Below are 12,504 nucleotides of genomic sequence, written 5' to 3'. Positions count from 1 at the left end.
GCCCCCACCGCCTGTCTGTCACCTGACACCCCGCCCCTCCAAGCCCCGCAACGGGGCTTGGAGGGCTGTCATCCCGCCTGTGACCTGCGGAGTACAGGTGACAGACAGGTGACAGGTGACAGACAGGTGACACCCCCAGTGACAGGCACACAGCCCCGACGGAGGCGCCTTGTGTCCACCCCGCATCAGATCACCACCCTGGCCCGCACCGACCACCCGAACCCGCCCGCACACCTCGGCCGGGCCCCGCTCGGCCCGGCCGAGATCCCGCCCGGAGTCGAGTTGGTGACCCTTCCCGACGGGCGCCGCACCCTCGCCTACACCCAACCCCCCACCCCCACCGGGCACCCCCAGACGGCCCCGGGGGTGCCCGGGTGGGCGAAGACGACCGCGCTCCTGGCCCCGACCGTCGGCGCGGGGATCGGCGCCGGCGGCTTCGGCCTCTCCTACGCCGCACCCGGAGTCATCGCCATGACCGACGCCCTTTGGGCCACCGCCGCTCTCATCGCCACCGGCTGCGGCGCCGCCGCCCTCCTATTGTCCCGCTGGCGCAATCGCACCCCCGCCCACATCACCCAGAACATCACTGCCCACGGCTTTATGAGTCGTGCGGGCGGCACCATCAACCGCTGAAGCGACAACCCCACCCCCGTTCTGAATCCGCCCGGGGGCGAGTGCCCGCTCTCGCCACAGGATGCGCGCTCGCCCCGGCTCTCCCCCATCCCCGTTTTCGACAGGAACAGGAGGCCCCTGTGAACGAAGCCTCTCCAGCGCTGCGGCTGGGGTCGTTGTGCACGGGCTACGGCGGGCTGGACATGGCCGTACAGGACGTCTTCGGCGGTGAGCTGGCCTGGGTCTGCGACAACGACCCGGGCGCCGCCGCCGTCCTGGACCGCCACCACCCGCACGTGCCCAACCTCGACGACCTCACCGCCCTCGACTGGCACCAGGTCGAGCCCGTGGACATCGTCACGGGCGGCTATCCGTGCCAGCCCTTCAGCACCGCCGGCAAACGGAAAGGGACCGCTGATGACCGGCACATCTGGCCCCACATCGCCCGTGCCCTTGGCGTACTACGACCCCGACTCGCGGTCTTTGAGAACGTCGCAGGGCACCTTTCCCTCGGTTTCGACACCGTCCTCGCCGACCTTGCCGCCCTCGGGTTCGATGCACGCTGGTGCTGTGTACGCGCATCGGACATCGGCGCCGCACACCAGCGCAAACGCCTCTTCCTCCTCGCCTGGCCTGCCCACCCCCAGGGCCCGGGACGCCAGGGGCCGCGGCTACCCCGACGGACTGCCCACCGTGGCCTCGCTGCTGCCCACCCCCTCCACCTCGGAAGCCACGGGCACCGGGCACGCGGCGCAGGGCGGGATGAACCTCCGCCACGCCGTCTCGCTCCTGCCGACACCGGTGGTGGGGGACTCGAAAGGTGCGCGGCAATCGACCGCGCCGCATCCGCGCAGTTCGTCACCGACGCTGACGGACCTCGCCTTCGCCCGGTCGCTGCTGCCGACGCCCCAGGCGACCGACGGCAGCAACGGGGGCCCGAACCAGCGGGGCAGCAAGGGGGATCTGACGCTGCCCTCGGCGGCGCACCGGATTGGGGCCCCTACCGGGAGGCCGTCCACCGCTGGGAGGCGGCCTGCAGGCGCCCCGCCCCCGGGCCAACTGACCCTGTGGGACGGCTGAACCCGCCCTTCGTCGAATGGCTCATGGGCCTGCCTCCCGGATACGTCACCGACACCCCCGGCCTCTCCCGCACGGCCCAGCTCAAGGCCCTGGGCAACGGCGTCATCCCCCAGCAGGCCGCCTACGCCCTGCGGCTGATGGCCACACCCGGAAGCCTGGCCCCCGCCGCCTGAACACGCCCCGGGGCGAGCGCCCGCTCTCGCCAAAGATGCGCGCTCGCCCCGGCTCTCCCCCATCCCCTATTTCGACAGGAACAGGAGACCTCCAGCATGCCCCAACAACCCCCGTCCACGCTGCAGGCCGCAGCCCTCGACCTGGCGGCGCACGGGCTGCCCGTGCTGCCCCTCAGCCGCGGGAAGCGCCCCTTCGGCAACTGCACCGCCTGCACCGGCAACGCCTGCGGCGGACGGCCGAACATAAAGCACGCCGGCGCCTGCCACTGCCCGCACGTCTGCCACGCCTGGGCAGCCGCCACCACCGACCCGCACGTACTCACCTCCCGCCCCTGGCAGGCGGCCTGGCAGCGCGCCGCCCACCTCGCCTACAACCCGGCAGGCGCCGGACTGACCGTCGTCGACCTCGACCACGCCGACGCGGTCGCCTGGGCCCGCGCCACGCTCCCGGCCACCCGGGCCGTGCCGACGACCCGGGGTGAGCACTGGATCTACCGGGGTGCCATGCGGTCGGTGAACGGTGTGCGGGATGGCGTGGACATCAAGTCCACCATGGCCTACGCCCGCTGGCTCGGCCCCGGCACCGGCACCATGACCGCGCTGCCGGACGTGGTGCGCGCGCTGGCAGTCAAGGAGCCCGCTGCGGTGCGTCGGGGGCCGCTCGCCGTGACCGTGCCCGCTCAGGGCGGGGAGTGCCGGCACCGCACGCCGGTCTTCCTTGAGCGCGGGATCGCCATGGCCGAGCAGCGCATCACCGAGGCCCGCAGCGCTATCCACGCGACCACCTACCGCACGTTCCTCGCGGTGCTCTCGGCTCATGGCCGGTGCGGCTGTCTCACCGACGCGCACGTGGCGCGGTTGTTCGCCGCGGCGCAGACCAAGGGCGAGAGCGCCCGGCACTGCACGGAGGCGTGGAACAACGCCCGCACCGCCCTGGGGATGTGAACCATGTCCGACGAAGAGAAGACACCGGCGCGCGAGGTCATCACCGACTACGCGCAGGCCCACTTCCGGTACTTCCGCACCGCCGACGGGACCGTGTACGCGCAGAGGAACGGCCACCCGGTCGCCCGTCCCATCCGCTCCCAGGGCACCACCGGCAGCCACCGGCAGGAACTCATGGTCGGCCTCTACCGGGACGGCTGCGGCGTGTTCAACGGGACCGCGCTGAAGGAGGCGCTGGACCTGATCGAAGCACTCGCGCTCACCGAAGAGGTGCAGTCGGTCCATATCCGCGTGGCGCCGGGATTCGACGGCGCAACGTGGCTGGACCTTGGCCGCGCCGACGGACAGTCCGTCCGTATCCACCCCACAGGGTGGGACATCCTCACCCCCGACCCGCGTGAGGTGTGCTGGCGCCGCACCCAGCTCACCGGAGAGCTGCCCCTGCCCGCCCGCGACACCGACGGCAAGGGCATCGACCTGCTGTTGAGGCTGACCAACTTCGCCAACGCGGAGACCGAATGCCTGGCCCTGGCCTGGCTCATCGGCAGCCTCGGACCCTCCGTTCCGGTGCCGGCGCCGTTCCTCACCGGCCCACAGGGCGCAGGGAAGTCCACCGCCGGGCGGATGCTGGTGCGCATCATCGAGGGCATGAGCAGCGACCTGCGCCGCGCGCCCAAGGACGAGGAGAACTTGGTCGCCGCGGTGGCGGCCGGGTGGGTCACGGCGCTGGACAACCTCTCGTACATGACCCCGGACCTGTCCGATGCGATGTGCTGCATCGTCACCGGAGCGGAGAACGTCAAGCGCGCGCTGTTCACCGACGGGGACGTCTTCCGGGCCCGCTACCGCCGTCCCATGCTGCTGACCGGCATCGACGTCGGAGTCATCCGGCCCGACCTGGCCGAACGGCTCCTGCCCCTGCGGCTGGAGCGGCCCACGGTCCGCCGCACAGAGGCAGAGCTGTGGGCCGAGTACGCGGAAGTCCTGCCCGTGGTGCTCGGGTCCCTGCTCGACCTCACGGTCAAGGTCCGGGCGGCCGAAGCCGAGACTCCCACCGACCTGCGCATGGCGGACTTCGCGCACCTGTGCGCCCAGCTCGACGCCGCGACCGGCTTCGGATCGCTGGCCGCCTACCGGAGGAGTCTGGACGACCTCAACGACGACGTGATCGAAGGGGATCTGCTCGCGCAGACCGTTCTCCAGCACGCCGAGAGCATGGAGGCAGGCGCGGATCAGCGGATGACCTCCACCGAGTGGCTGCACAACCTCAGCCGTCTCTACAGCGGTGAGGAGTGCCGTCCGCTGCCCAAGGGGTGGCCGACCACGGGCAAGGTCCTCTCCGACCGTCTCAAGCGCCTCCAGCCCACCCTCGCGGCCCGAGGCGTGCTCATCGACTCCGGCCGCACCCATGAGGGCCGCTACCTCGAAATGACACGCCAACCGGCCTCGGCTCCGGCCGAGCAGCAGCCGGCGTTCTGACCGGCTACGCGCGGACAAGCAAGAAGAGCACCGGGCGCCACGGACCAGGTGCTCTTCTTGCTGTTCGGCGCTTGCGCCGCCCCAAGGACGCGCCGCGAAGCGGCTCCTTCTTCACGCCTTGAGCCGCACGGCACCACAACAGGAAGCCCCGCCTCTTTTTCCTAAGTGGGGAATGCTGCGTCACCTGCGTCACCCAGAGCACCAAACCACCCTCTGAGCTGCCAAGACAGGGGTGACGCAGACAGGCGGCGGCTGCGTCATCGTGCGTCACCTGCGTCACCCGATGACGCAGCCCATGACGCACCGGTGACGCACACCCAGACCCCTGCGTCACCCAAACCCGCAGGTCAGAAGCGCGAATGACGCAGATGACGCGGTGACGCAGAAATCCGCACCTCGGACACACGCGCACTCCTGCACGCCTGGAACCCGCAGAGGAGCTGTCCATGGCCCACCCCCAGAAGCTCAAGCTCAGCGAAGTCCTCGACGAGATCGGAATGAGCCGCGCAGCCTTCTACCGCATGCGCGCCCGCGGCCAGGCCCCGACGCTCATCAAGCTCCCCAACGGCCAGCTCCGCGTTCGACGCAGCGACCTCGACGCCTGGTGGGCGGCCCACGAAGAAGACGCCGCCTGACCGATGACCACCCCAGGGGCCCGCTTTCGGCGGGCCCCTTCGTCATGGAGAAGCATGCTCACGTACGACGTTGAAATCTGGTCCATTCGGCGCCGCAAGGGGCGTCCGAAACCGTACGAGCTGCGATGGCGCGTCGGCACGCGCGCTCACTCGAAGAGCTACAAGCTCCGCCCCCAAGCCGATGGGCGCCGGTCGGAGCTTCTGGCCGCGCTCCGCAACCGCGAGCAGTTCGAGGAGTCGACGGGACTGCCGGCCAGCGAGTACGAAGCTCTCAGCTCGCCCACCTGGTTCGAGCACGCCACGGCCTACGTGCTGATGAAGTGGCCACGCGCGGCAGCCAAGCATCGTGTGGGCATCGCCGAGGCGCTCGCGGTCGCGACGCCGGTCTTCGTGTCGACCACCCGTGGCGCGCCCGACAGAAAGGTGGTGCGCCACGCGCTCTACGCGTGGGCCTTTCGAGCCGTCATCAACTCCGACGGCAAGCTCGTGCCCCGCGCCGAGGCGGAGACGCCCCCGCAGGACGTGGCCGCCGCGCTCGCGTGGCTCTCCAAGAACTCGTTGAAGCTGACGGATGCCGCGAAGCCAGAGCACATGAGGTCGGCCCTCACTGCACTGTCGCTCAAGTTGGACGGCAAGGCCGCTGCCGATAACACGGTGACTCGCAAGGTCATGGTGCTCAGCAACGCGATGCGCTTCGCCATCGAGAAGGGCATCCTCACGAAGCACCCCATGCTGGGGATCGACTGGAAGCCGCCGGAGACTGACGACGAAGTCGACCTGCGGCACGTTCCGGGACCCAAGCAGGCACGTGCTCTCATCCGGGCAGTAGGGGAGCAGGGCCCTCGCGGTGCGTACCTGGAAGCGTTCTTCGGCTGCTTCTACTACGCCGCCATGCGCCCTGGGGAGATCGCCTCACTGAAGAAGGCTGACTGCCACCTGCCGGCCGAGGATGAGCCGGACGCCTTCGGCGAGCTGCTGCTTGCGGAGAATCGGCCGGAGACGGCTACGGGCTGGACCGACAGCGGGAAGCCGTACGACGAACGAGGGCTCAAACGTCGCGCCCGCGGTGCGACCCGCCCCGTTCCGATCCCTCCCACCCTGGTACGGATGCTCCGGGCACACATGAAGAAGTACGGCACTGCTCCCGACGGGCGGCTGTTCTGGGCTGCTCGCGGAGGCCGCGTACGAACCACCGAGTACTGCGACCTCTGGGCTGTCGCGCGCGCCAAAGTGCTGACCCCGGAGGAGGCAGCGAGCCCCTTCGCCGACGACCCGTACTCCCTGAGGCGTGCGGGCATCTCGCTATGGATCAAGGCAGGGGTCGACCCGGTCGAAGTCGCTCGCCGGGCCGGGCACAGCTTGGCGGTCCTCTACCGCTTCTACGCCAGGCTGCTCCGGGGTGGAGAGGGCCGGGCGAACCGGCTGATCGCACGTGCGCTGGAGGCCGAGGAGTAGCCCACATCCTGGCCCACGTATGGCCCGCACACGCTGGTCAGAGGTGGCATATGAGTGAAACGAGGTGAGACACGCACGCGCAGAGGGGGTTCCTCTCCGACGGAGGAACCCCCTCTGACCTGCACGCTTTCTAGCTGTGCGGAGGCGGTGGGATTTGAACCCACGGAGGTGTTGCCACCTCTACGGTTTTCAAGACCGCTCCCTTCGGCCGCTCGGGCACGCCTCCGGGCGTCGTCGGGCGTACGACACGGGAACAGCCTAGCGTGTGATCAGCCGTCGCCCTTCCGGGATCCGAGGGTCAGCTCGACGGTCTTCTCCTTGCCGTTCCGCTCGTAGGTGAGCTTGACCTTCTCGCCCGGCTGGTGGGTCCAGATGGTGCCGATGAGGGTGGGCCCGCTGTCGATCAACGTGTCGTCCAGCTTGGTGATGACGTCGCCGGGCTCGAGGCCCGCCTTGTCCGCCGGTCCGCCCGGGGTGACCGGGTCGGCGCCGCCCTCGCCGGTGTTGGAGATGGTGGCGCCCTTGCCGTTGCCGCCCAGTTGGACGGTCGCGCCGATCACCGGGTACACGGGCTGCCCGGTCTTGATGAGCTGCTTCGCCACGCGCTTGGCCTGGTTCGAGGGGATCGCGAAGCCGAGGCCGACGCTGCCGGACTGGCCGCCCTCCATGCCGCCTCCGCCACCACCCGGCTGGATGGCCGAGTTGACGCCGATGACCGCGCCCTGTGCGTTCAGCAGCGGGCCGCCGGAGTTCCCGGGGTTGATCGAGGCGTCCGTCTGGAGCGCGCTCATGTACGACGCCTTGCTGCCCTGGCCGTCGCTGGACGCCACCGGACGGTTCTTCGCACTGACGATGCCGGTGGTGACCGTGCCGGAGAGGCCGAACGGGGCGCCGATGGCGATGGTGGCGTCGCCGACCGCCACGTTGTTGGAGTCGGCGATCGGCAGCGGGTCCAGCTTGCGGCCGCCGAGACCGCTGAGCTTCAGCACGGCGATGTCGTAGCCCTGCGCCTTGCCGACCACCTGGGCGTCGTACTTCTTGCCGTCGGAGAACGTCGCGGTCAGCTTGCCGCCCTGCGCGCCGTTGGCCACCACATGGTTGTTGGTGAGGATGTGGCCTTCCTTGTCGAAGACGAACCCGGTTCCGGTGCCCTCTTCGCCTCCGCCGGAGGAGCGGATGGTCACGACGCTCGGCAGCGCCTTGGAAGCTATCCCGGCGACAGATTTGGGCGAGCGGTTCAGCTTCTCGGGGTCGCCGGAGGAGCTGATCGTGGTGGCGCCGCCGTCGCTGCGGTCGGCGGCCCAGAAGCCGATGCCGCCGCCGATCCCGCCTGCCACGAGGGCGGCGACGAGGACACCGGCGAGCAGGCCGCCGCGGCGCTTTCTGCCACCCGGTTCGGGGCCGGGCGAGCCGGACGGCATCGCCCAGGGGTCGTGCGGCGGCATTCCGCCACCGCCCGGACCACCGGCGCCCGGACCACCCGGACCTGCCGGGCCGCCGGGGCCTGCCGGGCCGCCCGGACCGCCGTAGGGCGGCGGCGGGGGCGGCATCGGGGTTCCCGCTCCGCCCTGGCCCCAGCCGCCGGACTGTCCCGCGTGGGGCGGGCCCGAGCCGGGACCCGAGTCCGGTCCGGAACCGGCGCCCGGGTCGTCACCGGGCTGCCGCGGGCCGCCGGCCTCGGATGCCATCGGGGCCGGCGCGGCGGAAGCGGGGGGTGCGTCCGGCGCGGGCGGGGTTCCGGGCGCGGCGGGGGCCGCAGCCGGGTCGGGGACAACCGGTGCGTCGGCGGGCTGCTGGGGGGTGGGCACCCCCTGGGCGTCCCCCGCGGACTGCTGCGCCGGGGGCGGCGCGTCGGTGTCGCTCTGCGGCGGCTGCACCAGCGTGTCGTCCATGGGGTCCCTCTTCGGTACGACCGTGTCCTGGACGTCCGGCCCCTTCTGCGTACGGTCCGCGCCAGTGGCGGCGTCGGCGGAGGCGGGGGCGGAAGAGTCGGGGGAGGGCAGCGAGAAGTCGCCGTCCTCGCGGCTCGTCGGGGCGCCGGTCGACGGGGCCTGGGCCGGCGCCGGGGGCGTGGGACCCGGCCCCGCCGCAGGCGTCACGGCAGCGCCCTCGTTCTCGGTGCTCACAGCTCACTCCTCATCAGGTACACGACATCGCAGAGATGGGTGTGTTCACGTACGCGGGTGTCCAGAGACAGCTTTTCCCATCACACATCAGACGGGCGTAAACCGACGCTGAGCGTCCGTACCCCCTTCTTCACATCGGGCCAATACCAGACAGAGCACCTCATTTTCCCCGCAGCTCTCGGGTTTCCGGCCGCTGTCGGGTGCGCGCGGGTCGAGTTCGGCGCGACGTCACCCACACGCGTGATCACGGCACCCAGCCTATGCGCGCCCGCACCGAACCGCCCCTCGGCGAAACGGGCCCCGGCGCACCGGGACCGGACTCCATCGGCCCGAAACCCGTCCCGAAGCCCGGCCCGAGGCCCGGCCCGACAATCGACCCGAAACCCGCGACCGCGGGCGAAGTGCTCCGCAGAACCCTGCACAGTGTGTCCAATCGGCCCGGTGGCACGATATCCCGGTGAGCAACGAGATCCGTGCCGGGTCGCGCCACCGCCTCGACCACCTGCCGTCCGTCATCGCCCACCGCGGCGCCTCCGAGGCGGTACCCGAGCACACACTGGCCGCCTACCGCCGGGCGATCGACGAGGGCGCCGACGGGCTGGAGTGCGACGTACGGCTCACGGCGGACGGCCATCTGGTCTGCGTCCACGACCGCCGGGTGAACCGCACCTCCAACGGGCGGGGCGCCGTCTCGGCCCTGGAGCTCGCGGACCTGGCCGCACTGGACTTCGGCTCGTGGCGGGACCGGCATACCGACCCGTACGAGTCGCCGGACAGCGCACTGGACACGGACGCCACCGCCACGCGCGGCCCGACGTCGGACCCGGTCGGCGCCACCGAGCCGGCCGAGGGCACCGACCACTGCGCCGGGACCCCGGTGCGCCGCGGCGCGTCCGGACGCCCCCGCACGTCCGGACACCTCGGCACGTCCGGACACCTCGGCTCTGCGGACCACCCCGACCGCGCGGGACGGGACGGCGCGGCGGGACGGCTCGGAGTGGCGGCGGACCCGGAGAGCACCTCCGTGCTCACCCTCGACCGCCTGCTCACCCTGGTCGCCGAGGCACCGCGCCCGGTCGAACTGGCCATCGAGACCAAGCACCCCACCCGCTGGGCGGGCCAGGTGGAGGAACGACTGCTGGAGCTCCTGGACCGGCATCGGCTCCGCACACCGGTGCGCATCATGAGCTTCTCGGCCCGCTCCCTGCAGCGGGTCCGCACGGCGGCGCCGGACATACCGACGGTGCTCCTGACCCAGTTCCTGCTCCCCCGCCACCGGGACGGCAGGCTGCCGTACGGCGTGCGCGCGGTCGGCCCGAGCATCCGCATCCTGCGCACCCACCCGGAGTACGTGGCCCGGGCGCACCGCGCGGGCCACGAGGTGCACGTGTGGACGGTCGACGAACCCGAGGACGTCGAGCTGTGCGTGCGGCTCGGTGTCGACGCCGTCATCACCAACCGTCCCCGCCAGGTACGCGCCCAACTCCGGCGCGGGCTGCCCGGTTGAGGCCGCAGGCCCCGGTAGGACGGTGTGCACCGGCGCACTCGGTGCTTATTCCAGACGCGCGGGTGCGTCAAGAGAAAGGGCGTGGCCGGTTTCCGCCGCACTCTGCTGGGGCATTCATCCCGATGGCGTGGGGCAAAGGAGGTCTCGGGGGTGGCGTTGGTGGTGGCACAGGAGGTGCCTACTTCGTCGACCATGGCCGTGCCCCATGGTCCGTCGGGAGTACGCGTCGCACGGCGCAGGATGCGCGAGGAACTCCTCGCGTGCGGAGCACCCGACTCGGTGGTCGATGATGCGATCTTGATTCTTTCCGAACTCCTCAGCAACGCGTGCCGTCACGCGCGGCCGCTGCACGAGGAGGCGACCGGAGCAAGCAGCGCGAGCAACCCGGTGGAGACCGTCAGGGCGTCGTGGCGCAGGGACGTACGAGGCGAGGTGACCATCGCGGTCACGGACGGGGGCGGTCCGACCCGTCCACTTCCGGCCAAGCCTTCCGTCACCGCCCGCGGCGGCCGAGGGCTCGCCATCATCACGGCTCTCGCCCGCGACTGGGGGGTGCGCTCGGAACCCTGCACCCCCGCGGACGAACCACCCGGGGTGACGGTCTGGGCTGTGCTGCGCCCCGACAGCTCGTTCAGCGGCCGAGTCGCCGCCAGCCTCGGAGGCGGGTTGAGCGGCGAGTTCGATCTGGCCTCCGTGGAGGAACTCCAGTAGCCGGGGCGGTCCTGGACCGCCCCGCCCGGGAGGCGCCGGCCCGTGTCCATCCATGTCGGTCCTGCGTCCCCTGTCGGTCCTGCGCCGACCCCTGTCCACTCGGCGCCAGGTGTCCGCACTGCGCCAGGGCGCGCTGCGGAGCCCGACGGTGTCCCCCGGTGCGCCCCGGTGCGCCCCGGTGCGCCCCGGTGCGCGGCGAGCTGCAGCACCGCACCGGACCTCCCGAACAGACCGGATATCCCGAACGGGCCTGTTCACTCACCGGATGTCCCTACCGGACGTCCCGGCGGACGTCCCGACCGCACGTCCTGGCGGAACATGCGACCGGCCCGAGCGGGACCGACCGGCCCCGGCCACGCACGCCCCGGAGACCCAGGCGTCTTCCGCCCCGGGGACCCGGACGGAGCCGCGGGCTCGCCCCCATGCCGTCCGGCCGCGCCGAGTGCGGACGGCGGCGCGTGCCGTCGAGCTACTAGGATCGCGGACTCCACAATCGCCGCACACCTGGAGAACCGCTCGCATGGCAAAGAAGCGCCGACCCCAGACATCCGCCGCGGCGCCCGCCGGAACCTCCGCGGGCGCGGCAGCAGCCGGAGACTACCCGGTGGTGGGAGCCCGGCAGCCCTGTCCGTGCGGTTCGGGCCGCCGCTACAAGGCGTGCCACGGCCGGGCAGCAGCCCACGCGGCCACCGAACTGGTGCGTCGCCCGTTCGAGGGACTTCCCCACGAGAGCGACTGGGTCGCGATGCGCGAGCTGGTCCCGGCCGCCACGGCACGCCTCACGCTCAAGGACGGCCTGCCGGAGGGGGTTCCCGCGGTGACCCTGGCGACGGTGCTGCCGATGGCGTGGCCCGCGCTGCGCCGCGACAGCGGCGAGATCCTGCTGGGCCTGCAGAACGACACCGCGTCCGGCGACATCAGCCGCGACCTGGCGGACACGCTGAACCGGGCGCTGGCCGCCGAGCCGGGTACTCCGGTCGACGCGGGCCGGCCGGCGCCGGACGGGCCGCGGCTGCAGGACCTGCTGGACCTGGAGGCGCCGTTCGTGCCGGAGGTGCACTCGGGGTTCGAGTTCTGGCTGGACGGCGAGGAGCAGGCGGCCGGTGAGGTGGCGGCCTCTCTGGAGAGCGCCAACGAGGCCGTCATCCCGACCGCCAGGCTCGCGTCCGTGGAGGGCGCGTACTGGTGCGAGGCGCCGGAGAAGAACCATCTGCGCTGGGTGATGACCCACCCCGAGGAGCAGCTGCTGGACGCGCTCGCGCGGCTGCACGCGGCCGGCGCCTCGTCGCTGGGCGAGCCGGGCGACGGCTCCGGGGACTCGCGGCTGGTGGGTTCCTTCCGCGCCCACGGGCTGACGGTGCCGGTGTGGGACCTGCCGCGCAGCATGAGGTCCGAGGACTGCGAGAAGCCCGCGGCGGCGTTCGCCGAACGGCTGACGGAGGCACTGGCGGTGACGGCGCCGCTGACGTCGGAGGAGCGCCGGGCGCGGAGCGGCCTCACCAACCGTCAAGTGACGCTGAGCTGAAGGCTTTCGGCGGGATTCGGTGTGGATTCGGCGAAGGTTTCATGACCGTGACTCCCGTCACACTGACACCTCAACTCGCCCTACCCACAGGTAAATCGGCGTCCGGATCTGGGCGATCGAATTTGCTAACCGCCGATCTCTTGTTACCGTTCTAAGAGCCCGGTCGCTGGTGCATCCCCCGTCGCCAGCGACCGGGTTCTTTTGTGCCCGGCGCCGGGCGGCTGCGCCGACTCCGGCGAACTCTGCCTGCAGCGCG

11 protein-coding genes, 1 tRNA gene and 1 pseudogene are annotated in these 12,504 nt (G+C 71.6%); 11 read left to right on the top strand and 2 right to left on the bottom strand.

The features are described 5' to 3' along the window. Positions 1–171: 171 nt before the first annotated feature. From BMX65_RS06520 to BMX65_RS06495, 8 genes and pseudogenes are all read left to right on the top strand, one after another. On the top strand, positions 172–633 hold the full coding sequence (locus tag BMX65_RS06520; protein ID WP_074999155.1) for a hypothetical protein: 462 nt from the start codon (positions 172–174) through the stop codon (positions 631–633). Positions 634–815: 182 nt separating this feature from the next. Continuing rightward, positions 816–1,181 (top strand): annotated as a pseudogene (locus tag BMX65_RS33340) (DNA cytosine methyltransferase); the annotation flags it as partial. A gap of 1 nt (position 1,182) precedes the next feature. After that, positions 1,183–1,692: a hypothetical protein gene (locus tag BMX65_RS33335; protein WP_244905665.1), complete on the top strand. Its 510-nt coding sequence runs from the start codon at positions 1,183–1,185 to the stop codon at positions 1,690–1,692. Further along, positions 1,680–1,865, top strand: coding sequence for a hypothetical protein (locus tag BMX65_RS33330; protein ID WP_079171720.1), 186 nt, complete (start codon positions 1,680–1,682; stop codon positions 1,863–1,865). The genes BMX65_RS33335 and BMX65_RS33330 overlap by 13 nt, the downstream gene beginning before the upstream one ends. A 96-nt stretch (positions 1,866–1,961) precedes the next feature. After that, positions 1,962–2,810 carry a bifunctional DNA primase/polymerase gene (locus BMX65_RS06510; RefSeq protein WP_074999153.1) on the top strand — a complete coding sequence of 283 codons (849 nt, stop codon included), beginning with the start codon at positions 1,962–1,964 and terminating at the stop codon, positions 2,808–2,810. Between the two features lie 3 nt (positions 2,811–2,813). Continuing rightward, positions 2,814–4,289: an ATP-binding protein gene (locus tag BMX65_RS06505; protein ID WP_074999152.1), complete on the top strand. Its 1,476-nt coding sequence runs from the start codon at positions 2,814–2,816 to the stop codon at positions 4,287–4,289. 446 nt (positions 4,290–4,735) lie between these two features. Further along, positions 4,736–4,924, top strand: a complete 189-nt coding sequence (locus BMX65_RS06500) for a helix-turn-helix transcriptional regulator (protein ID WP_074999151.1) — start codon at positions 4,736–4,738, stop codon at positions 4,922–4,924. A gap of 54 nt (positions 4,925–4,978) precedes the next feature. Then, positions 4,979–6,379: a tyrosine-type recombinase/integrase gene (locus tag BMX65_RS06495; RefSeq protein WP_074999150.1), complete on the top strand. Its 1,401-nt coding sequence runs from the start codon at positions 4,979–4,981 to the stop codon at positions 6,377–6,379. Between the two features lie 139 nt (positions 6,380–6,518). On the opposite strand, the gene BMX65_RS06490 is transcribed toward BMX65_RS06495, so the two are convergent. Beyond that, positions 6,519–6,605: transfer RNA gene (locus BMX65_RS06490), tRNA-Ser, on the bottom strand. Between the two features lie 43 nt (positions 6,606–6,648). Next, entirely contained in the window at positions 6,649–8,271 is a 1,623-nt protein-coding gene (locus BMX65_RS06485) for a S1C family serine protease (RefSeq protein WP_420856823.1), read from the bottom strand. A 703-nt stretch (positions 8,272–8,974) separates the two neighbouring features. On the opposite strand from BMX65_RS06485, the gene BMX65_RS06480 reads away from it, so the two are divergent. From BMX65_RS06480 to BMX65_RS06470, 3 genes are all read left to right on the top strand, one after another. Continuing rightward, positions 8,975–10,012 carry a glycerophosphodiester phosphodiesterase gene (locus BMX65_RS06480; protein WP_420856822.1) on the top strand — a complete coding sequence of 346 codons (1,038 nt, stop codon included), beginning with the start codon at positions 8,975–8,977 and terminating at the stop codon, positions 10,010–10,012. A gap of 192 nt (positions 10,013–10,204) precedes the next feature. Beyond that, on the top strand, positions 10,205–10,723 hold the full coding sequence (locus tag BMX65_RS06475) for an ATP-binding protein (protein ID WP_338068941.1): 519 nt from the start codon (positions 10,205–10,207) through the stop codon (positions 10,721–10,723). A 520-nt stretch (positions 10,724–11,243) separates the two neighbouring features. Then, a complete protein-coding gene (locus BMX65_RS06470) occupies positions 11,244–12,248 on the top strand; it encodes a DUF5926 family protein (protein WP_074999147.1) in 1,005 nt (334 codons plus the stop codon). Positions 12,249–12,504: the final 256 nt, after the last annotated feature.

Origin of the sequence: Streptomyces qinglanensis (genome assembly GCF_900111245.1) — a bacterium.
GTDB classification, from domain to species: domain Bacteria; phylum Actinomycetota; class Actinomycetes; order Streptomycetales; family Streptomycetaceae; genus Streptomyces; species Streptomyces qinglanensis.
The sequence above is the reverse complement of the archived record's forward strand: the minus strand, read 5'-3'. Positions and strand labels throughout refer to the sequence as shown.

Coding starts and splice junctions, on each gene's coding strand:
- BMX65_RS06505 (WP_074999152.1), top strand. CDS start 2,814: ATGTCCGACGAAGAGAAGACACCGGCGCGCGAGGTCATCACCGACTAC.
- BMX65_RS06500 (WP_074999151.1), top strand. CDS start 4,736: ATGGCCCACCCCCAGAAGCTCAAGCTCAGCGAAGTCCTCGACGAGATC.
- BMX65_RS06495 (WP_074999150.1), top strand. CDS start 4,979: ATGCTCACGTACGACGTTGAAATCTGGTCCATTCGGCGCCGCAAGGGG.
- BMX65_RS06470 (WP_074999147.1), top strand. CDS start 11,244: ATGGCAAAGAAGCGCCGACCCCAGACATCCGCCGCGGCGCCCGCCGGA.
- BMX65_RS06510 (WP_074999153.1), top strand. CDS start 1,962: ATGCCCCAACAACCCCCGTCCACGCTGCAGGCCGCAGCCCTCGACCTG.
- BMX65_RS06475 (WP_338068941.1), top strand. CDS start 10,205: ATGGCCGTGCCCCATGGTCCGTCGGGAGTACGCGTCGCACGGCGCAGG.
- BMX65_RS06485 (WP_420856823.1), bottom strand. CDS start 8,271: ATGGACGACACGCTGGTGCAGCCGCCGCAGAGCGACACCGACGCGCCG.